18 protein-coding genes and 1 riboswitch are annotated in these 20451 nt (G+C 38.9%); of the genes, 6 read left to right on the top strand and 12 right to left on the bottom strand.

Annotation, left to right across the window (positions count from 1 at the left end):
* Positions 1 to 88: 88 nt before the first annotated feature.
* From LGQ02_RS03820 to pepF, 5 genes are all read right to left on the bottom strand, one after another.
* A complete protein-coding gene (locus tag LGQ02_RS03820; protein WP_226516910.1) occupies positions 89 to 1078 on the bottom strand; it encodes an ABC transporter substrate-binding protein in 990 nt (329 codons plus the stop codon).
* A complete protein-coding gene (locus LGQ02_RS03815; protein ID WP_226516909.1) occupies positions 1075 to 1827 on the bottom strand; it encodes an ABC transporter permease in 753 nt (250 codons plus the stop codon). Before LGQ02_RS03815 ends, LGQ02_RS03820 begins: the two co-directional genes overlap by 4 nt.
* Entirely contained in the window at positions 1824 to 2600 is a 777-nt protein-coding gene (locus tag LGQ02_RS03810) for an ABC transporter ATP-binding protein (protein ID WP_226516908.1), read from the bottom strand. Before LGQ02_RS03810 ends, LGQ02_RS03815 begins: the two co-directional genes overlap by 4 nt.
* The gene (gene tenA / locus LGQ02_RS03805) at positions 2593 to 3267 is read right to left on the bottom strand and encodes a thiaminase II (RefSeq protein ID WP_226516907.1); all 675 of its coding nucleotides are present in this window, start codon (positions 3265 to 3267) and stop codon (positions 2593 to 2595) included. The genes LGQ02_RS03810 and tenA overlap by 8 nt, the downstream gene beginning before the upstream one ends.
* Before the next feature lie 348 nt (positions 3268 to 3615).
* A riboswitch (TPP riboswitch) is annotated at positions 3616 to 3719 on the bottom strand.
* 205 nt (positions 3720 to 3924) lie between these two features.
* The gene (gene pepF / locus LGQ02_RS03800; protein ID WP_226516906.1) at positions 3925 to 5724 is read right to left on the bottom strand and encodes an oligoendopeptidase F; all 1800 of its coding nucleotides are present in this window, start codon (positions 5722 to 5724) and stop codon (positions 3925 to 3927) included.
* A gap of 208 nt (positions 5725 to 5932) precedes the next feature.
* Between pepF and LGQ02_RS03795 the strand changes: the two genes are divergently transcribed.
* The gene (locus LGQ02_RS03795) at positions 5933 to 7600 is read left to right on the top strand and encodes an alpha/beta hydrolase (protein ID WP_226516905.1); all 1668 of its coding nucleotides are present in this window, start codon (positions 5933 to 5935) and stop codon (positions 7598 to 7600) included.
* A 1059-nt stretch (positions 7601 to 8659) separates the two neighbouring features.
* Positions 8660 to 9643 carry a GMP reductase gene (guaC, locus tag LGQ02_RS03790; RefSeq protein ID WP_226516904.1) on the top strand — a complete coding sequence of 328 codons (984 nt, stop codon included), beginning with the start codon at positions 8660 to 8662 and terminating at the stop codon, positions 9641 to 9643.
* Positions 9644 to 10001: 358 nt separating this feature from the next.
* Here the strand turns inward: guaC and LGQ02_RS03785 are convergent, their stop codons facing one another.
* Positions 10002 to 10160 carry a hypothetical protein gene (locus tag LGQ02_RS03785; protein ID WP_226516903.1) on the bottom strand — a complete coding sequence of 53 codons (159 nt, stop codon included), beginning with the start codon at positions 10158 to 10160 and terminating at the stop codon, positions 10002 to 10004.
* Positions 10161 to 10304: 144 nt separating this feature from the next.
* Positions 10305 to 11081 (bottom strand): Cof-type HAD-IIB family hydrolase, encoded by a 777-nt coding sequence (locus tag LGQ02_RS03780; RefSeq protein ID WP_226516902.1) that lies wholly within the window; start codon positions 11079 to 11081, stop codon positions 10305 to 10307.
* A 227-nt stretch (positions 11082 to 11308) separates the two neighbouring features.
* Here LGQ02_RS03780 and LGQ02_RS03775 point away from each other — a divergent pair, with 227 nt between their 5' ends.
* On the top strand, positions 11309 to 12250 hold the full coding sequence (locus LGQ02_RS03775) for a DMT family transporter (RefSeq protein ID WP_226516901.1): 942 nt from the start codon (positions 11309 to 11311) through the stop codon (positions 12248 to 12250).
* 112 nt (positions 12251 to 12362) lie between these two features.
* On the opposite strand, the gene LGQ02_RS03770 is transcribed toward LGQ02_RS03775, so the two are convergent.
* Positions 12363 to 12644, bottom strand: coding sequence for a DUF6407 family protein (locus LGQ02_RS03770; protein ID WP_226516900.1), 282 nt, complete (start codon positions 12642 to 12644; stop codon positions 12363 to 12365).
* Positions 12645 to 12973: 329 nt separating this feature from the next.
* Between LGQ02_RS03770 and LGQ02_RS03765 the strand changes: the two genes are divergently transcribed.
* The gene (locus tag LGQ02_RS03765; RefSeq protein ID WP_226516899.1) at positions 12974 to 14539 is read left to right on the top strand and encodes a glycine betaine uptake BCCT transporter; all 1566 of its coding nucleotides are present in this window, start codon (positions 12974 to 12976) and stop codon (positions 14537 to 14539) included.
* Between the two features lie 511 nt (positions 14540 to 15050).
* Here LGQ02_RS03765 and LGQ02_RS03760 read toward each other — a convergent pair.
* Positions 15051 to 16463, bottom strand: a complete 1413-nt coding sequence (locus LGQ02_RS03760; protein ID WP_226516898.1) for a Na+/H+ antiporter NhaC family protein — start codon at positions 16461 to 16463, stop codon at positions 15051 to 15053.
* A gap of 235 nt (positions 16464 to 16698) precedes the next feature.
* Between LGQ02_RS03760 and LGQ02_RS03755 the strand changes: the two genes are divergently transcribed.
* The gene (locus LGQ02_RS03755; protein ID WP_226516897.1) at positions 16699 to 17418 is read left to right on the top strand and encodes a 3-ketoacyl-ACP reductase; all 720 of its coding nucleotides are present in this window, start codon (positions 16699 to 16701) and stop codon (positions 17416 to 17418) included.
* Positions 17419 to 17479: 61 nt separating this feature from the next.
* Here the strand turns inward: LGQ02_RS03755 and LGQ02_RS03750 are convergent, their stop codons facing one another.
* Positions 17480 to 17806: a hypothetical protein gene (locus LGQ02_RS03750; protein ID WP_226518210.1), complete on the bottom strand. Its 327-nt coding sequence runs from the start codon at positions 17804 to 17806 to the stop codon at positions 17480 to 17482.
* 202 nt (positions 17807 to 18008) lie between these two features.
* On the opposite strand from LGQ02_RS03750, the gene LGQ02_RS03745 reads away from it, so the two are divergent.
* The gene (locus tag LGQ02_RS03745) at positions 18009 to 18194 is read left to right on the top strand and encodes a hypothetical protein (RefSeq protein WP_226516896.1); all 186 of its coding nucleotides are present in this window, start codon (positions 18009 to 18011) and stop codon (positions 18192 to 18194) included.
* Positions 18195 to 18352: 158 nt separating this feature from the next.
* Here LGQ02_RS03745 and LGQ02_RS03740 read toward each other — a convergent pair whose 3' ends face one another.
* Together LGQ02_RS03740 and LGQ02_RS03735 are read right to left on the bottom strand one after the other, a co-directional pair.
* Complete coding sequence (locus LGQ02_RS03740) at positions 18353 to 19636, bottom strand: voltage-gated chloride channel family protein (RefSeq protein WP_226516895.1); 1284 nt, start codon at positions 19634 to 19636, stop codon at positions 18353 to 18355.
* A 16-nt stretch (positions 19637 to 19652) separates the two neighbouring features.
* Positions 19653 to 20264, bottom strand: a complete 612-nt coding sequence (locus LGQ02_RS03735; protein WP_226516894.1) for a DUF421 domain-containing protein — start codon at positions 20262 to 20264, stop codon at positions 19653 to 19655.
* Positions 20265 to 20451 lie beyond the last annotated feature (187 nt).

The raw sequence follows: 20451 nt of genomic DNA, 5'->3' as shown, positions 1-20451 counted from the left end.
AGTTGCATTAGCATTCTCTTACATTAATAAAAACGCCTCCCCCCAGCACATGAAAGCTTTCCTGCACCGGGGAGAGGCCCTCAAAAAGTTATTTAACAATATCTACGAAAATATCATCGATAGATGGTTCCTCTTCAATTAATCCGAATTCTTTCATCCAATCAATTGTTTCTTGCCACACCGCTTCATCCTGACTACCGAACCCTTCCTCAGACGCCATTTTTGGCAATAATATTTCGAGACTTTGCTGCTCAACTTCTTCAATTAAAGGGAAGTTCGCTTCGTCTTGGTTACTTAATAACACTTCTAGAGCTTCTTCCGGATGGTTTTTCATAAATTCATATCCTTTCGTTGCCCCACGCCAAAACGCTTCAATCACATCTTGCTGCTCTTCCCACGTTTGGTCATTCGTTACGAAAACCAATTCATAAAAACTCGGAACCCCATAATCTACTGGATTAAAGTAGTTGGGCTCATACCCTTCATGTCTTAATACTGGTACTTCATGATTAATATATGCTCCAATCACAGCATCAACATTCCCACTTACAATTGATGAACCTAACTCAAAACCAACATCAACCATTTGTAATTCTTCAAAGTTTCCCCCATCATTTTGAAGCATTGTTTTTAGAAGTGGTTCGTTTAATGGAATTCCAGGATATCCGATTTGTAAACCAGTTAAATCTTTCGGCGACTCAATTCCTTCATCATCTAAATAAACGATATGATTTAAAGGAGAACGAACAACTGCTCCAACTGATTTCACCGGCACATCTTGGTTAGCGCGAGCCATAACAACATCTGGTTGATAGGAAATCCCCAGCGTCACTCTTCCTGCTGCTGCGAGATTAATAGGGTCTGTCGGGTTTGCCGGAAACTGAATATTTACTTTCACACCTTCTTCTTCAAAATAACCGTGTGCCTTTGCCACATATAAATAGCTATGTACAGCGTTTGGGTACCAATCGAGCATAAGGTCAATTTCTGTTATTTCTTCATCCGCTTCATTTCCTCCACACGCCGCAAGAGTAGCGATAACCGCGACAATAAAACTACTTAATAACCATTTCTTCATCCTGTTTTCCTCCATTTTAATGTAATCTTTTCTAGTAAAACGACAAGTAAAAATAAACTAATTCCAATTGCTGATAATAATACGATTGGCGCAAAAACGCCTGCTCCATCAAACTGTGTCATCATTCTTCGACTAAAATAGCCTAAACCAGCTTGTGCGCCTAACCATTCTCCGATCGCCGCACCGATAACACTCAGTGTTACAGCAACTTTTAATCCTGAGTAAAAATGTGGAAGTGCCGATGGAATATAAAGTTTTAAGAAAATATCTTTCTTCTTTGCTCCCATTGTTAACAGAAGTTCTTTTAATTCTTTACTGCTTGAGCGTAACCCATCAAAAGTATTTACTGTAATCGGAAAAAATGTAATAAGAACTGTGACAATAACTTTACTCCAAATCGAGTAACCGAACCATAAAACAAAGATCGGTGCCAAAGCAATCACAGGAATCGTTTGTGATGAGATTATAATCGGGTAAAAGGCTTTTTCTGCGGCTTTACTAAGGTTCATCCAAATCGCTAAGCCAACACCCAATACAATTGATATGAAAAGACCGACAACAATAATCGTCAACGTTGCAGGTAAATGGACAAAAAATAACGGATCCCTTAATTCCCAGAGCTTCAACATGATTTGGGTTGGTGCTGGTAATATATAAGCCATATCCAGCAATCTCGCGCCCAACTCCCAAATAATTAGAATAATAGCCACAAGAATGAATGAGACACTATAATCCTTCCAATTCCTCATGCTTTCAACCTCGGTCGTAGTTGATCTAGTAAATAATGTTTCAATTCAACAACAGATGGTTCACTTAAATCATGAATCGATCTTGGGCGCTTTGTCGGAACGTAAACCTCTTGAAGTTGCTGAACAGGTGTTTCTGTAAGAATGAACACTCGGTCTGATAAAAATAACGCTTCATCTACATCATGGGTAATGAATAAAACCGTTTTTTGCCACTTTTTCCATTGCTCTAATAACCATTCTTGCATGGATATCCTAGTTATCGCATCTAAGGCACTAAATGGCTCATCTAAAAGCAAGACATTAGAACCACTTAAAATCGTCCGTAAAAAAGAGACTCTTTGTTTCATACCTCCAGATAAATCACCCGGATATTTGTTTTCGGTACCTTTCAAACCAAACTCTTCTAAAAGGCCTCTTACCTGTTCATGAGCTTGGCGTTTCTTTACCCCTTTTAATTCTAGTGGCAAAGATGCGTTATCAATAATCGTTCGCCAAGGCATGAGCAAATCTTGTTGAGGCATATACCCAACATGACCGAGTCGATCCTCAAACACCTCACCGTTGATCAATATATTACCAGCAGTAGGTTGTTCTAAGCCGGTAATTAATTTAAACAATGTACTTTTTCCTGATCCACTCGGGCCAACGATGCTTACAAACTCACCAGGCTTTACGTCGAGTTGAAGGCTATCAATGATTAATGTAACGTCCTGCCCTTTGTCCTTTGCATAGTGAAAGCTGACACCTTCAAACTGTAATACTGGTTCACTCATCTGTTGGCCACATCTCTTGACGATAAGACATATCCCAAAACATATACTCAAACCGTGTTGTATTTAAGAAGATTTCCTCTAGTTTTACAAGCTCTTCTTCTGGCTTTCCTGCGGTCAACTCGTCAAGTAAATCAATGCACCATGTTGCCAGCTGACCAAATTCGTCAGAGCTATACATTTGAATCCACCCTCCGTAAAATTCATGCTCACTTGCTCCAGGCTTTTCATTCAACTCTTTACCGATTTCCCAGTAGCTCCACATACAAGGCAAAAGAGCGGCGACAAGTTCGGCTAAGCCTCCATTTTGACCGACATGTAACATGTAGTGTGTATATGCAAGCGTTGTTGGAGCTGGTTTTGCTGTTTCGAGCTCTTCTTCACTAATTCCAAACTTTTTTGCGTACTCTCGATGCAAAGACATTTCCTCGTTTAGAGTTGAATCTAACAAGTTAGCAAACTTCCCCATCGTCTCAACATCTTTTGCCTTCATTGCACCAATTGCAAATAGTTTCGCATAGTCAATTAAATAAAGATAATCTTGGATCATAAAAAATCGGAATTTGTCCTTTTCTAACGTTCCTTCCCCAATCCCTTGCACAAATGGGTGGGCATGGTTTTTACGCCAAATCGGTTTCAAGTTTTCGTGTAATCGTTCACTAAATTTCATGCTTTTTCACTCCTTTATTTTTTAATGACTCTAACTATCGTTAAAACATCATAAACAAAACTTGGCTTATCGCCAAGTCCTAATGGCGACAGCCTTAGTTGCCACAAGCATAACTCCATTGATTAAACTTCGAGTTGCGACGAGTAACCGCAGGAGCACAAAGCAACAGCTTCGTCGAAATAACTCCGACCTGCGACGAGTAAACGCAGGAGCAGTTACTTTAATCCTTTAGCAAAGTTAAAAATTCTTAAAGTGTGACAAAAAATAAAACCACTCCTATAGCAAGAAGTGGTTAAAAAACTTAATAAATTTTTGCACGTATATTGAAAAAAATACACGTCATTCATTTATCATATTACACTTCTTCCCTACGCTAGTACGAACTAGATCAGGTTAAAAGGGTTAAGACCTGTCGTCTCTCTCAGCTTCGATAAGCACCCCTAGAGTGATTCTATTTAATTTTCGAAATCATTAATCTATGAATATTTGTACCATACTTATATGGTTTAATCAACAACTGAAGAAAATATATGACAGTCCCCCAAAAAGTATAACCATTAATTTCTAGATGCTTCCAGGTGCCAGGCACCTGGAAATTTTATGGAATCAACTAGAGGACCTGTAGAGGGTTTAACGGTTATAAATAGAATTTCTTATTTATTCAAAACTTCTTTCCAGCTCATCGACTAAGGTACCGACGTAAGCTACGGCTTTTTTAATCGGATCAGGTGTTGACATATCGACGCCAGCTAGCTGCATAAGCTCGAGTGGTTTTAACGTTCCTCCAGCTTTTAAAGCAGAAATCCATCGATCAACAGCCGGTTGCCCTTCTTCCTTGATCGTTTGCGCGGCTGCTGTTGAGGCGGTTAACCCTGCAGAGTACGTATATGGATATAGTCCCATATAATAATGAGGCTGGCGCATCCACGTTAACCCTGCCCCGTCATCGATTTCAACCGCATCGCCCCAAAATTGCGACAACAACTCCTTTTTTTGCTCACATAGAAGTTTAGCCGTAATTGGCGTTCCTTCGTCTGCTAAGTCGTACACACGACGTTGAAGCTCGCCTTCTAAAATATGAGTGACAAAGTTGTGATAATACGTTCCTAAGGACTGGAGAATGACCCACCGGCGCATTCGATCATCATTTGGCTTCGCTAAGATGTGCTGGCTTAATAACATCTCATTCATTGTTGACGGGGCTTCTATAAAATATCTAGACGGACGAGTATTCGAGATGTTTTGATAACGACCAGCTAACCGGAAGTGACCGGCATGACCTAGTTCATGCGCAAGCGTAAACGCATTTCTCATCGAATCACTCCACGTCATTAAAATATACGGGTGAACACCATAAGGACTTGAGCAGAACGCTCCAGAACGCTTTCCGACGTTGTCAGCACGATCAACCCAGCGACTGTGCACTCCTTGCTTCATGATCTCCATATATTCAGGCCCCATCACTTCAAGTGATTCTAGGACAAGCTTTGATGCTTCTTCATACGTAATTTCAGGTTCAAATTCTGGATCAAGTGGCGCTTTCAGATCACTAAATTTCATTTGTTCCAACCCGAGAACACGTTTTTTCAACTTCGCATAACGGCGCATATGTGGCGCAAGCTCCGTTTGTATTGTATCTAACTGATTATGATACATCTCTTTCGTGACTTGTTGCTCATGAAGGAGCATATCTGTAACTGAATCATAGTTTCTAAGGCGCGCTTCAACGACTTGTTTTTTCACTTCTGTCGCATATGTCGCAGCATACGTATTTTTATACTGCTCTAGTGTCGCAACAAACGAGTCATACGCGTTTCGACGTAGCTCTGTATCTGAAGAGCCTTCGTAATTAGGAAATGAATTAAACGTTAACGGATGTTCTTCACCGTCATCTGTCGTAAAAGAAGAAAACTGCATGTCTGACGTCTTGCTACGTTCATAAGTCATATAAGGTGCATTCATCACTTCACTAAAAGCGGCTAGTACTTCTTCTGCATCAGAACTAAGCTTATGAGGCTTCATTTCCAATAAATCCGACAATGTTTTTTCATACTCCTTCAACCCTTCTTCTTGCTCTATGTAATTTTCAATCTTTTGATCATCGAGTTCAAGGATTTCAGACCGGATAAATGATGTACTTGCATTGACTTGGGACATAAGTGAGCCGACTCGGGCGGAATTCGCTTGATTGTTTGGATCTGTCCCATCACCAGATTGACGAAGATGAGCGTATGTCATCACACGCATGACACGTTCTTGCAGTGCATCTTTTGCTTGTAAACAATCTAACAGTACCACTGCACTCTCTCCAAGTTTCCCTTTATATTTCGTCACCATTTCAATATCGCTTTCAATGGCCTTTAATTCACTCTCCCAAGCTTCCTCTGTTGCAAATAAGTCCGCTAAGTTCCATGTTTGTTCAATAGGAACTTCAGACCTCATTAACGTCTTCCCCATTCATATCATTCCTTTCTCATATTTTGAACCTGGATTATTTCGGATTCCGAAGGTTATTTCTATTATAAAGGAGAACAGGCGCTATTAAAATATAATCGAAAGAATTTTCGATAAATTCATCTAAAGAAGAATTTCTCGTATTGAATCCAACTTACGTGACAAATTAATAGTCAAAAGAAATTTTATTTTTCTAGAAGGAGCAACAAACATGAACAGTTCCCAAACATATGAAAAAAGAAAAGCACATTTTTTCATAATGGCATTAGTCGCTTCTAATATTTTGTCAATTTTACTTGGGATCGCTTACTTAGTCATAAATGATTATCATAAAATGTGGAATATTTACGGGGGGGGTTTCCTATTTACACTACTTTTCAATATCATCGTAACCCTATATAAAAGTGGAATAAGAGGCATGGACTATCTCTATTTACTTTTTACAATCGTTGCCATGATTACCATTCCAATTATGAACAAACGGGCATCGATCGATATTTCGAATATGTCATCTCAAAGTGTTGTGTCCATCACTTTGATTTTTTCTCTATTTGCATTAGGTGCTGTCGTATCTATCCTAAAATTGCGTGACAAAACGAATGGTAAATACAAGAGAAATAGTCGAATGAAAAACGCAACGAAAACGGTATTGAAGGTCGAATGCCTCATAGCTTTAAGCATTTTTTTATTACTGGGGGTGTATTTATCCTACCAACTATTAAGAGGAAAAAGCGGTAACTTCATTGAAATGGGTTTACCTCAGCACTCACTATTTTTAAGTTTTATTTTTCTTGCGGCGAGCGTGCTCATGTTAAACATGTTTTCATCTAAGACCTCATTATTTCTAAAAATATTTATTTCCACTATTGGAATTGCCTTAACCGTTATTTTCAGTTTACCGCTTGTAACGACATTATTTGCAATCGATGATGTAGAAGCTCACTATATAAAAGCTTTTGATCAAAAAACAGAAAACATCATTCCTGAAGATAAACATATTAACGTTTCCAATATACACTTTTCTCTCCCAAAATATTTCTTCGGCACACCATCTGGTGAATATCGTGTAATGGAAGATGTTCTTTTTTATGAAGGAAAAGCTGGTGTAGACAAGGGGATTTCACTACATTTCGATGCGTATTTGCCACCTGAAAACCGTACAGATTTACCTGGTAACAACTCTGTGTTATTACGTATCCATGGCGGCGGTTGGACAGCCGGAGATAAAGGATCTTTAAATAACATTCAAGTGAGTAAGCACTTTGCAAGTCAAGGATACGTTGTTTTCGATGTACAACACGGACTTAGTCATGAAGAGAAATTTTTTAAATTCCTCAGTGTACCTGGGCACACGGTTGCTGGATTTACAATTGATGATATGGTACGCCACATCGGTATCTTTACTGATTTTTTAGTGGAAAACCACGATACATTTGATGCTAATCTAGATTCTGTCTTTATATCAGGGAGCTCTGCAGGCGGGCAATTAGCAAATGCTGTCGGATTAGGAATAGCAACTGGAAAATATAATGACTTAAATCCGAACGTTCATGTAAAGGGTATTATTCCTATTTATCCCGCAAATGGATTAGCGCCACTTCTCGGAATAGAAGGCGAAGAAGAATTGTCAGAACCTGCACTCTTAGTAGATGAAAATAGCCCTCCTGCATTAATATTCCAAGGAACACACGATGGCCTTGTTGACGAGAGCATTTCAAAAAAGTTCGATCAAACGTATGATGAAAACGGAAGTGGAAATGCAGCCTTAATTTTAATGCCATTTGCAGGCCATGCAAGTAACTCGTACTTTTCTGGTTACTATAATCAATTGTTTATGTACTATATGGAACGTTTCATGTATCAGTTTCAGGAAGGATAGCATTTATGAAGGTTGATCGGTTCTTTTGGGAGGTTTGTTCGTGAGTATGATTTGTTCATGATTTTCTCAATTCACCAAGTTTTTTCGGATTACTTGCGACTTCCTTCCTTCACTTGCGACTCTCCTACTCGTGCAACTTCACCGATTTAATTACCTCCCCATGTTTTACTAGTGAACCTTTACTACATCCATCTATATGAATCAATTTCATCATTCCGTTTTTTGCGCAATGAAACGAATGCTATTAAATTTTTCCCATTAAATGTACGTTTTATTTGTACTATCAGAATTTAATAATTTATGGTCGATAGTATAACTGCAACTAAGGCTTTCGCCATTTAGACTTGCACTAAAGCATAAGAGCTTCTAAGTAAGCACACTTCGCTTACTAAGAAGCTCTTTAACGAAAAGCCAAGTTTTGTTTATAAGTGAACGTAACTAAAGACGGCGACTCCCAGAGAATCAGCGACGAGCAATACTTCTTCGAACTGCTTCGAGCTGCGACGAGTAACCGCAGGAGCAACGAGCATTTGCTTCACCGAATATTCTTCGAGCTGCCTCGACGCATCCACTTCCAAGAAGAGCTTGAAGAGGAAGAGGCACGGAGTCTGCGACGAGTAACCGCAGGAGCAACGAGCATTTGCTTCACCGAATATTCTTCGAGCTGCCTCGACGCATCCACTTCCAAGAAGAGCTTGAAGAGGAAGAGGCACGGAGTCTGCGACGAGTAACCGCAGGAGCACTCTTTACCTGCGACGAGCAAGCGTAGTGGCGCAGGAGCAACGAGCTGAAGATCCACTTAGGCGAAGAGTTGTCAAGCCTAAGTTAGCTGAAGACAAGCCCTTGGGAAAGCGTCCGTCTCAAGTGAAGTTCACGCTCACATTTTGAATTTCCCACCTTATTTTGAGTTATGAAATTGATCCATATACTAAAAGTCCATTTTTTATATGAAATTATGAAAATACTTTGACATCACCTTTATTATCGTGTAAATTACTCTATGTACGAACATTGATTTCACAAAAACAAATAAACATTCGTATTTTAGGGGTGGAAGTTATGGAAAATGTGTTTGATTACGAAGATATTCAGTTAATTCCCGCAAAGTGTGTTGTAAACAGTCGATCAGAGTGTGATACTACAGTAACTTTAGGTGGGCATACATTTAAGCTACCAGTCGTCCCAGCAAATATGCAGACGATTATAGATGAGAAGATTGCTTTATTTTTAGCCGAAAATGGTTATTTCTATGTTATGCATCGATTCGAACCAGAAACGCGTATTTCTTTTATAAAAGAAATGAAGGCACGCGGATTATATGCTTCCATAAGTGTTGGGGTAAAGGATGAGGAGTATGAGTTCGTTCGTCAGTTGAAAGAAGAACACCTTACACCAGAATTCATAACAATTGACATTGCGCACGGTCACTCTAATGCAGTCATAAAAATGGTGCAACATATTAAAAAATACCTTCCTGAAAGCTTCGTCATTGCCGGTAACGTTGGGACACCTGAAGCAGTCAGAGAGTTAGAAAACGCGGGTGCTGATGCTACAAAAGTTGGAATTGGCCCAGGGAAAGTATGTATTACGAAAATTAAAACCGGATTCGGTACTGGTGGTTGGCAGTTAGCTGCCCTTCGCTGGTGTGCAAAAGCTGCTAGTAAACCAATTATTGCTGATGGCGGGATCCGCACACACGGTGACATCGCAAAATCAATTCGCTTCGGTGCAACGATGGTGATGGTTGGTTCTCTGTTTGCTGGACACGAAGAGTCACCTGGTGAGACGGTTGATAAGGATGGAAAGCTTTATAAAGAATATTTTGGCTCTGCTTCTGAGTTCCAAAAAGGTGAAAAAAAGAACGTTGAAGGGAAAAAAATGTACGTGGAACATAAAGGTTCATTAATGGATACACTTATTGAAATGCAACAGGACCTCCAATCATCCATTTCTTACGCAGGTGGAAGTAAGCTAGACGCCATCCGTCACGTAGACTATGTTGTCGTCAAAAGTTCGATCTTCAACGGTGATAGAGTATATTAATGAAAAACAAGGTTTTATAGAAACTTATACGGGCGCTATTTTGCGCCCTTTTTTCGTATTAAAGCATAGTTTATCGTTACAGAGATTCTTAGTAAGCGAAGTGTGCTTACATTGAAGCGCTTATGCTTTATCCTTATGAGGAACTTCGGCTATCGTCAATCACGTTCTGTGTTCAACGCTGAAGTCACCGCACCCTGTGGAAGTAAGCCTTCGTTGTCACAAGCTCAACTCCTATAATTACACTAAGAGTTGCGACGAGTAATCGCAGGGGCTGTCATCGACTATAATTTTATTGATTCTCGTAGTATAAAAAAGTTCACCTACACATTTGTAAGTGAACTCATCAAGTTATTTGACTCTACTTTTTACTAGCAAACATTTGCACGATGGCTGCTACAACGAACGCAGAACCTAACCCAATAAACAATCCAGGTCCAGGGTGACCAAGTGCTAACCCGATCCCTAAACCAAGTAGTAATCCCCCAGGGATTAATAAATAATTATTCATTTTCACCAAGTTATGCCCCTCCCGCTCGAAATGATTGAATATATTGCTACAGAAAATACAAATTTTATTTTACCAAAATTTTCAATTAATTTCCATTAAAAAGAGCCTGTCATAAGTGTGGAAGCTTTCCACAACTAACGACAAGCACCTTAATTAGAGTAATCCAATCATTTTTAACCCATGCATAATACCATCTTCACTCACTGGCTTCGTTTCATACTTCGCTGCTTCTTTCGCTCTTTCATGACCATTCCCCATCGCAACACTCTTTTCAATATCCGTTAACATTTCAAGGTCATTTAAAGAGTCTCCAAACGCTGCTTGATTTTCTTTTGCAATACCAAGCTTTTCAACGATTTTTTCGATCCCTTCAGATTTCGATCCACCCGCAGGAAGGATATCCACAGAGAATTCGTGCCAGCGTATAAAGTCGAACTCTTTATATCGCTCTTCATAGCCTGTTTCTTCGCCTTCCTTACAGAATAGTAATGCCTGGTATAATTCTCTATCGATATACTTTGGATCATGTGTTGGATAATGTTTCACCTTCAAACTACGAATACTTTCACTAATATAGTCATGGTCTGGAACATTGGCCTTCATATCTTCATGATCCATAAAAACAACTGGATGTTCATTTGACACTGCTACCTCTGTTAATGACTCAAGCGCCTCTTTATTTAATGGATTTTTATAAATGACCTCTCCATTTAATACGACATACTGACCGTTGTAACTGACGTATGTATCAATGCTCAGTTCCTCACGAAGATCTTCAAACAGAAACGGTGCACGTCCCGTTGCAATCGCTACTTCATGTCCTTGTTCTTTTAATGAAAAAATTGCTTCTTTAGCACTTTCAGGCAAGTTTTTATCCTCGTCTAAAAGCGTACCATCTATATCAAAAAAGATGATGTGTTTGTTTGTCATTGTATGAATCCTCCATCTAAAATCAATTTGCCTATATCTTTTTTAGCTTAACAAATCGTTTTGTTTTTATAAATAGTGAACTACCGGTGTGGTGTTAACCGTTTTATTTTTTCTTAAGCGGGAAGTCGTTATTATAATATAATTTCACTTTATGTCAACACTCCGTACTTTCAGTTTCTTAAGATTAATATAATGCTTAAATACGGCTTCTTAAGGAGAGGGTGCTTGTGAAAAAAAGCGAATTTTTTCAGGGTATACTTTTTGTGATCCTCGCTGCATTTTTATGGGGGATAGGTGGTGGTGTTGCAGGTCTTTTATTAAATAAAGGTTGGGACCCTATCGTCATTGCTGCATTTCGTGCGTTGATCGGCTTACTCTTCTTAATTATTTGGTTTTTATGCAGAAAACATACTCCGTTAACACTTAATAAACCACTCGTTATTTGGTCATCTGTGGCCGGAATTGGTATGGCTGGAAATATTGGTTTTTATTTCATCAGTATCGCTTACACAAACGTACCGATTGCAGCAACACTTATGTACACTGCTCCTATTTTTGTGCTTTTTATTGCATTTATCTTTAAAACGGAGACCATGACTACTTTTAAATTAGCCTCTACATTTATCGTCATGATTGGAATTATCTTATTAACAGGGGTTTACAATATTCATTTGCCTAATATGAATGTAATCGGTATTATTAGTGGCCTATTATCTGGTTTATCTTATGCTGTTTTTATTTTTGCTTATAAATATAGTTCAGGCCATGGAAATACGATGACAATTTTAAACGTTTCTGCATTAGTAGAGTTTTTTACCCTATTCCTTTTGGCAAATAAGTGGCAATTTGGCATGGTCATTACTGTTTATCAAGACTTAGTGTGGTTTATCCTTCTAGGTTTTTTAGGAGCAGGTTTATCTGTGTTCCTTTATGTCCATGGGTTGAAAAAAGTTTCACCTGGAATTGCGTCTATTATTGCAATGATCGAGCCTATTACCGCATCGATTTTTGGCATCATCGTACTAGCACAATTTTTAACATCTATGCAGCTAATCGGTATGTTCATGATCTTACTTACTGTGACTTCTTTAAGTTATCACTCCATTAAACAAGAGCAGAAAGTGGCTATAAAGAAAACTCAGCACCTGCCGAGCCTTTTCGCAAAATGAGAGCCGTAGCTGCGCTCAGCAAAAAAAATTTTAGTTTTTAACGTGTAAAAAGAGAGTTGTCCCCCGGTGAACCCTATATTACATCTATGGAGACACCCCCTCATTTTTTTTACTAATAATACCTAATGACTCGTCCATTGTACACCGCTTCCACACTTGGGGGATTACTTTTTATTGCAAGTTCGATTATTTTAGACAAGAGGTTTTCATCCATAATCGAGTGCAAATGTAATATTCTGTTTGTGCCTTCTTTAGTTATTTCAACTTCTTCATATGACTTTAATTGATAAAATTCAATTGCTTCTCTCACTAACGCTCTATTTGTTTCAACATGATCTTTACTAAAATCGTATTTCTTTATCGCTTGGTTCACAAATTCATTTAAATGACTCATCACTAGGCTCCTTCAAGGCAGTTTTAGTTAGGTAATATAGGAATGATTAATGTTGCATTGAGAGGATCTTTCCCCCCCCTAATTAAGAGCGAATCCCTTTTCCTTTTTATACATTGTTGCAATAATAAGATCTTCACACACTATTTTAACACTTCTACATTAACCTCTGTTAAAGTTCGTTATTCATGGTGACTTCTTTACACTTATAGGCATAAGTGGGATCGTCTGTGATTTACCAACAAATTCGGAAAAACAACAATAAGATTTAACAGTGCCTTACATAAAAACAAATGAAATTCAAAGAATAGAGATAAAGGAGGCTTTATCTCATGAATAAAGTATCGACTGTTTTTTGGATAGCCATTGTCCTGTCGCTAGTTTTTGTTCTTTGGGGTGTCATTTCACCCGAACATTTAGGAAGCGTCATGGATGTTACACTAGGATTTTTCCTGCAAAATTTCGGCTGGTTTTATCAAATCGCTGCTACTTTCTTTCTCGTAGCTGCCCTATACCTTATCTTTAGCAAGTACGGGAAAATTAAGCTTGGTAAAGACGATGATAAACCTGAATTCAGCCGCCCAACTTGGTTCGCAATGCTGTTTAGTGCCGGAATGGGGATCGGCTTATTATTCTTTGGAGTTTCCGAACCTATTGCCCACTTTGCCCATCCACCATTCATTGAAGGTGATACCGGTGAAGCAGCAATTATGAGCTTACGGTATACATACCTTCATTGGGGATTTCATGCTTGGGCCATTTATGCGATCATTGCGCTCGCTCTTGCTTATTTTAAATTCCGAAAAGGATATCCTGGTTTAATGAGTGCAACGCTTATACCTTTACTTGGGGACAAAGTAAAAGGGAAAACCGGAACGATTATCGATATTGTCGCCGTTTTTGCAACCATTTTTGGTGTATGCGCATCGCTTGGTTTAGGTGCAGCACAAATCAATGGTGGTTTAAGCTATTTAACTGGCATTCCCAATAACTTTACGATTCAATTTATAATCATTGCTGCTGTTACAGTATTGTTTTTAATTAGTGCTGGCACAGGGATCAAAAAAGGGATTAAATATTTAAGTAATACGAATATGGCATTAGCGGTCATTTTATTTTTAGCTGTGATCATCCTTGGTCCCACTATCTTTTTATTAGACTTATTTGTCACAACTTTAGGAAGTTATGTACAAAACCTTCCAGCTATGGGGCTGCGCTTATCCCCCTTTGATGAAGGTAGTGCCGCTTGGCTTCAAGGTTGGACAATCTTCTATTGGGCTTGGTGGATTGCATGGTCACCATTTGTTGGAACGTTTATCGCCCGCGTTTCAAAAGGGAGAACCGTACGGGAATTTGTAATCGCCGTTTTACTTGCCCCGACACTTGTTTGTACACTATGGTTTTGTGTGTTTGGGGGAACAGGTATTTTTTACGAGTATACAATGGGACTGGACGTATCTGGACAAGCACTTGAAGCAGCCTTGTTCTTTGTTTATGAACAGTTGCCGTTAAGCGGTCTTCTGTCAATTATCACGATCTTTCTCATCAGCACGTTCTTTATTACCTCTGCTGATTCCGCAACCTTTGTTCTTGGAATGCAAACAACAAACGGCAGTACTGAACCGCCAAACGTTGTAAAGTACATTTGGGGCTTAATCTTAGCAGCTTCAGCCGTCGTCTTGATGGCTTCAGGAGGACTTGAAGCCATGCAAACAGCGATTATTGTCAGTGCGTTCCCGCTGACCCTAATCCTATTCGTTACAACATTCTCAATGCTAAAAGCATTTAAAGGAGAAATAAAACCAAAGCCTAGACCTGATCGTGGACCTGAAAAAGAGAAGAAGTTAGCACGAAGCAAAGTAAAAGGCCCAGATGAAGAAGACTTGAATCCGACGTAAGATAAAATGCCGAGCTTTTCATGAAAGCTCGGCTTCTTTTTATCGTATTTTTTTTGTGAGGTTTTTGGTTTGTCCGTGAGAATTTCGGTTTGTCCGCGACTTTTTCGATTTGTCCGCGACTTTTTTTGATTTGTCCGCGACTTTTTCGATTTATCCGCTACTTTATCGATTTATCCGTGACTTTTTCGATTTATCCGCGACTTTTTTGGTTTGTCCGCTACTTTTTCGATTTATCCGTGACTTTTTCGATTTGTCCGCGACTTTTTCGATTTGTCCGCGACTTTTTCGGTTTGTCCGTGACTTTTTCGATTTATCCGTGACTTTTTCGATTTATCCGCGACTTTTTCAATTTATCCGCGACTTTTTCAATTTATCCGCAACTTTTTCGATTTATCCGCGACTTTTTCGATTTATCCGTGAAAATAACAATTTGTCCGTAACTTAAAATCATTATTATTAAACACCATAACAAGGAATATAACTGCTCACATCTCCCCTGCCTAAGAATCGATTATATAAGAAACGAAACTCCTGTATATAACACTGTCGTTATCCCTGCCGCAATTAATGCAGGCTTCAATTTGAATTTCGCATAATCAACAACCGTGAGACCTAATATTTTCGCTATCGTATTCGTATCGTCACTAAGCGGTGACGCAAACGCACCAAACGAACCACTAGCAAAAATTGCACCGATTGTCACATGGAGTGAGATGTCTCCTGCATAAGCAAGCGACACTCCTAGCGGCATTAAAATCCCCCACGTCCCCCAAGCTGAACCAATAAAATATGAGACGGCAGCACCGAATACAAACAAAAGGGGTGTTATAAACATGGCTGGGATCCAGGCTGTATGTGCTGTAACAAACCCAGAAAAACCAAGATCGTCGGTTACAGAAGATAACCCCCACACGACCGATAATAAAACAATAACTGCCATCAATTCATTACCACCTGCAATAAAGCTGTTGATTAAATCTGCAAGTTTCACCCCTTGGAAAAGGAACATGACGATAGACACTAAAACCGTGATAATTAACGCAACAACCATCGCTTGCAAAACATCTGCATTAATGAATGCATCGAATAAGGAGTGACCTTGCTGATGGCCATCCCACCATGTCAAAAATAACGTAAGACCGATCACAAGAATGATTGGTACGAGTAAGTTCAAAGGTTTATCTGGCAATTCTTTTGATACAGCCGGATGGCAATCATGCCAATCTTCTTCCTCTTCCTCGACTTCCTCTTCATCAATTTCCATTGGACCACCTGAGTGAGACTTGTGGAAAAAACTTAAATAAATTCCTAAAAATATGATTGTAATAGCAAAAAAGTTAAACGGGATACTTTGTAAAAACAAATCATATGGATCGAGGTCACTGCCGACATTTTCGATAGAAATTTGTATGACAGACACCATATATCCAACAAACGCAGTGGCAACTGGAATTAGGACGATAACAGGAGTTGCTGTCGTTTCAATAACAAAGCCTAGTTCTTTTGTCGACATCTTTACTTTTTTCAACAGCGCCTTCATGATAGGTGCAATCGTTACAAAACGAAAGGTAGGAGCACTAAAGGTCCCGATTGTTGATAAATATGTTAATACAAGTGCTTGTTTCTTCGTCGTAATCCGTTCTGAAGCTGCTTCAACAAAACCTTTAATTCCCCCACTCATTTTTATAATGCCAACGAGTCCTGAAAACGCATATAAGAAGACGATTATTTTTATATTATTAACATCAATCAATGCTTGAACAATATAATCAAGCATCGTTTGAACACCGCCAAGTATCGTTGGGTTGATTAAGTAAGCCCCAACAAGCAAACCAACTAAGAGGCCCGGAAGCACTTGTCTTGTAATAATCGCAATTGGTATTACTAATAAAAATGGAATAATCGACAGCCAGCTTGTCTCCATGAACATACCTCACCCAACCTAATATGTATTAAAAACTGTTTATTAGGATGTGATATTCGCGCATTTTTATACCTGCAACCCCAACCTACTTACCATATATTTACCAGGTGCCTGGCACCTGGTAAATATATGGTAGAAAAAAGGATGCTTCGCTCCTTTTTTGAGCATTTTGTTGTTCTTGTTACTTCCATACAGATACAATAATGCAAAGACATAAAGAAAGGATGATGTGAAAATGCAATCATTAGAAGGAAAGAAAGCGCTGATAACTGGTGGCAGCAGAGGAATTGGACGAGCAACTGCTATTGCCCTCGCCAAAGAAGGCGTTGAACTGGGCCTCATTGCACGCTCTGAAGAAAGCTTTCAATCTGTTGAAAAAGAACTAACAGCTCTTGATGCAACCTTTGTTACAGCAGTTGCTGACGTTGCAAACGAGCAAGAAGTGCAACTAGCAGTTAAAAAAATTGAAGATAAATTCGGAGCTATCGATATTTTAATTAACAACGCAGGAGTCGGTGTTCGCGGATCATTCCTCGAATTACCAACAGATGAGTGGAAAAAGGTATTAGATACGAACGTAATGGGGATCGTTCACGTTACGCAAGCCGCCCTACCAGCCATGATTGAAAAGAATAAAGGAGACATCGTCAATATCTCCTCTATGTCCGGGCTTAAAGGGACAGAAGGCTCAAGTGCTTACAGTGCGTCAAAATTTGCCGTTATCGGTATGAGTGAATCACTGATGCAAGAAGTTCGGCCCCATAACATACGCGTTAGTGTATTAACCCCTAGTCTAGTAGAAACAGATTTCACACGCGGAAGAGATAATCACGATTGGAACCCAGACAAATATACGCAAGCTGAAGATGTAGCAGAATATATCGTAAATAACCTCAAATTAGAACAGCGTACATTTATTAAAACTGCCGCGCAATGGGCCACAAACCCGTTTTAAACAAAACGGAGCTGTCCATCCAATGCATGAAAATCTTCAAATGCATTGGGGACCGCTCCTTTTATTTTTGCTTTTGATATATCCACTTTGTTTTTCCTTCATCTTGATCTCTATTTGTAACCCCTCTTATCAATCCAGTTTCTTCAACTTCTTGTAAAAGCTTTGTTACGGTACGTATATCAAGTTTTCCCGAAAAGACATTCTCTGCCATCTCTTCAGTAGTTGGATGATCCTTCGTTTTGTTCCCTCTAATATAAAGTAAAAGTTTCACACGCTTTTTCTGACGCGCATCTTCTTTATACTTCCCTGTCACAAGATTTTTTAATGGGTCCTTTACAATCATTCCTAGCACAATTCCGATTAACACTAAAAATAAATCATATAACATGACATTCACAATGTTCCACCTCTTCTAAAAGCCATTCATCCTTTTCTAGAATAACAATGCTCCCGCTATAAAACAATCGAATCTTTTTATTACGAGGTGGTTTCTATAAGGAATGCTCATAATTGCCCTATGTTTACAGTGACAAGGATTGGACAGACTGATTAATGATCGTTATCAGTACGTTTTTTCAGGAGGAATAACCATGACAAATAGAAATGCTGCACAAGAAAAAATGGAGAATATATTCCACAACACTTGTGGATCTTGGGAAGATTGTAATGAACTAGACATTCAACTGTTCTTCCAACAATGTTTAAAAAACCACATCGATCCTAACTATTGCATGAGTTGGGTTGAGCAACATAAAGCACAAATGCCTAATTGGTAAAGACTTTTATCTTAAAAGACCTCCCCTCTAGTCAACAGGAGGTTCAAACATTTTCATATACCGTCATACGTAGTTGAGAGACATTTTAGCTCTTCACCTACATTTTATTTCAACGAATGATCAAGACCTTGGTGAACATCATTTTAAAATACTAGACACTAACTTTTTTTCTTTTTCTCCACATTTTTAATCGTTTCTCCAATAGCAACTTGATACAATCGGCTTTTTGGTTCATGGATCGATTGAGATGGCCACAGTCCATGGTGACCAGAGAAAAGATAGCTCGTTAAACAGGCGACAAAAAAATATTCAATCCCTTTTCCATCAAACATCTCCACTCCTAAAAGAAAGGCAGCTATTGGAGTATTTGCACCTCCAGTAAATACTGCGACCATACCTAAGGCAGCTAGAAATGACATCGGAAAATCAATAAGTGGATATAACGCATTTCCTAATGTTGCCCCAATGAAAAATAACGGGATTGCTTCCCCTCCTACAAAACCCGTTCCTAACGTAACTGCTGTAAAGACTAGCTTAGCAAGAAAAGCAAACGGAGGGACCTCATGTTTAAAAGATTCTTCAAGCATATCTAAGCTACGTCCGTTATATTCATAAGAACCTATCATATAAGTCAAAGCGACAATAATTAATCCCCCAATAAAAGCTCTGACCATATGATTTTTCTTCGTATATCTTTCTGAAAGCGTATGTATTCCGTGCCTTAATTGGCAATATAAAACACTCACTAAACTAAAAAGAATCGCTAAAAAAATGACTTTTCCAAACGATATAACTGACAATTCTGGTACAGATTGAATAATAAATGTTTCATGCTCTACTCCCCAAGCTTTTTCAGTCATAAAATGACCAACAAAACTTGCGGTAAGGCAAGGGACAAGGGCTTCATATTTCAGTTTACCTAGAGCGGTCATTTCCATACCAAACACAGCACCTGTAATTGGCGTACCAAATGCAGCTCCAAACCCTGCACTTATTCCACTCATCAATAAGATCTTCTTGTCTATGAGGTGGACTTTAAAGAACTTATTTACAGCTTCAGCTACACTCCCTCCCATTTGAATTGCAGCACCTTCTCTGCCTGTTGACCCGCCAAATAAGACAGTTAAAAATGTCCCAAAATAGACAAGAGGTCCTAACCTGCGGAGCACCGTCGTTTTCCCATGTACTCCTTCAATTACGAGATTATTCCCTTTATATAACTCCGTACCAGCACTCGTTCCACATTTCATATAGAGGTATCCAAGAACTCCCCCTGCTATCGGAAGGCAAAGAATTAACCAAGAATTTCGTTCTCGCACCTCACCAAGAAAATCATTTGTATTTAAGAGAAAGGCCGTTGTGGAACCAATAACGAGACCGATGATTCCACCCCAAAAGATCCATTTTGAAAGAGTTATGAACAATGTTTTATTCATATACATACAATTCCTCTCTTCATTATTTCAAGTGCTCCGGTGGTTGCTGCTTATGTTTGTTATGTGCTATCTCTGTAAATAGATTTTCTGTAGAACTTGGGTGCGTTATAGGGGTTTGATTTGGAGAATGAGGTAACGCTTGCCTAATCAGCAATCTCAATTTTTCAATATCTTCTTTTGTTGCATATTGTTTTTCAGGTTTTAGCATAAATCCTAACTGACCATTTGATTCAATCGTTGCCCATTGTACATCACTGATGTTTTGTATCCCTTGTTGCCTAATTCGCAACTCAAGCATATCAACCGTTAACCGTAGTTTTTTTAAGTTTTTATCAAGAATTTGGCCATTCTCAACAACGACTACCGATTGGCTGTAAAAAAAACGTTCTAGTTTGTCATTTTTTAGTACGATGTACTCGATAAATAGCAGGGTAAGTACAAGTAAAAAGGTAATAACCATCGTAATCCAAATATTTCGGTCACCAACTGGCTGAATAATTAATGAACCAATCGCAATCATCATGACTGTCTGCGCTACAGTCATTTGTGAAATCGATTTTCTACCTGCAAGACGTAATATAAGAACTCCGCCGAAAACGATGACAACTGCTTTCCATACGAAATGTAAATCCAAGATAAACCACCTCCAAAATAACTTCCCTTGTCGACCTTCATTTTCTTCCATATTTTGCACTCGAAACCATATAAATATGTAAGCCCCATTCGTTGCGAAAACTCCGATCAGGAGTTCAGAGTCAAAAAAAAAAGAACCTCTTGGTTTTCCAGCCAAAAGGTTCATTATTCATGAACTTAAGTTATAT

It is taken from the genome of Bacillus shivajii (genome assembly GCF_020519665.1).
GTDB lineage: Bacteria > Bacillota > Bacilli > Bacillales > Salisediminibacteriaceae > Bacillus_CA > Bacillus_CA shivajii.
The sequence above is the reverse complement of the archived record's forward strand: the minus strand, read 5'-3'. Positions and strand labels throughout refer to the sequence as shown.